This window comes from Hyphomonas beringensis (assembly GCF_000682755.1).
GTDB lineage: Bacteria > Pseudomonadota > Alphaproteobacteria > Caulobacterales > Hyphomonadaceae > Hyphomonas > Hyphomonas beringensis.
In genome coordinates this window covers 1-1,416 of record NZ_AWFF01000084.1, presented here as the reverse complement: position 1 = coordinate 1,416, position 1,416 = coordinate 1, and the positions used below count along the sequence as shown (strand labels likewise).

Genomic DNA, 1,416 nt, shown 5'->3' with positions numbered 1-1,416 from the left:
CGCGAAAAGGTCAACTGGCTTGGATCGGTCAAGCCGACCAGGACGTGTCCGCTTTCCCCACGGCCGTATAGGGGAGATGTGGCGGCAATGAACGTGCCCGACCCCTCATATACACCACCACTTAACGCGAGCCGGCTGGACCCAGCTGGACCCACGAGGCTGTTGGTGGCAGACACCAGGCCTGTCACACCCTTCGTGCCATCGCCCCACGTCACCGCACCGGCATCGCCCATAGTTCCATTGGCCCAGTTAGCGCTGGCGACGACATAATTGCCATTCGTCAGCGCCGTCACACCCTGAGAGCCGACCAGGTCATCTACCTGCGAGCCCACGAGGCTGTTGGTGTCAGACACCACGCCGGTCACCCCCACCGTGCCACTGCCCCACGTCACTGCACCGGCCTTGCTCGCACCACCATTGGCCCAGCGCTCACTGACGACAACATAATTGCCATTCGTCAGCTCGGTCACACCCTCACTGCCCACCCAGTCATTTGCAGTCGAGCCCACGAGGCTGTTGGTGTCAGACACCACGCCGGTCACCCCCACCGTGCCACTGCCCCACGTCACTGCACCGGCCTTGCTCGCACCACCATTGGCCCAGCGCTCACTGACGACAACATAATTGCCATTCGTCAGCTCGGTCACACCCTCACTGCCCACCCAGTCATTTGCAGTCGAGCCCACGAGGCTGTTGGTGTCAGACACCACGCCTGTCACACCGCTTGCGCCATTGCCCCACGTCACTGCACCGGCTTTGCTCGCCGTGTCGGTATTCCAGTCAGGGCTGGCCACGACGTAGTTGCCATTGCTCAGAGCGATCACACTAGATTTATACCTAGACGAATGAGGATTTTCTACCGTCGCGCCCACGCGATCATAGGCCGTCGTGCCTACAAGGCTGTTGGTAGCAGACACCTCTCCAACAGTGCCGCCTTCACCATTGCCCCACGTCACCGCTCCGGCATTTGCCGCACCGATATTGTTCCATTTATAGCTGAGCACGACATAATTGCCATTCGTCAGCGCTATCACACCGCCGGAGCCCACATAGTCATTTGCCGTCTTACCCACAAGGCTGTTGGTAGCAGAAACCTCTCCTGTCACACCGCTTGCGCCATTGCCCCACGTCACTGCACCGGCTTTGCTTGCCGTGTCGGTATTCCAGTCAGGGCTGACCACGACGTAGTTGCCATTGCTCAGCGCCGTCACACGGCCGCTGCCCACAAAGTCATTTGCCGTCTTGCCCACAAGGCTGTTGGTAGCAGAGTCATTTGCCGTCTTACCCACAAGGCTGTTGTCCTTGGACACCTCTCCAACAGTACCGCCTTCACCATTGCCCCATGTCACCGCACCGGCTTTGCTCGCGCCGATATTGTTCCACTCCGGGCTGCTGACGACATAATTGCCATTCGTC

Annotated in this window: 1 pseudogene; it reads right to left on the bottom strand. The window is 59.7% G+C overall.

Going from position 1 to position 1,416, the window contains the following annotated elements:
- A pseudogene (locus HY29_RS19420) lies at positions 1–1,416 on the bottom strand (hypothetical protein); the annotation flags it as partial.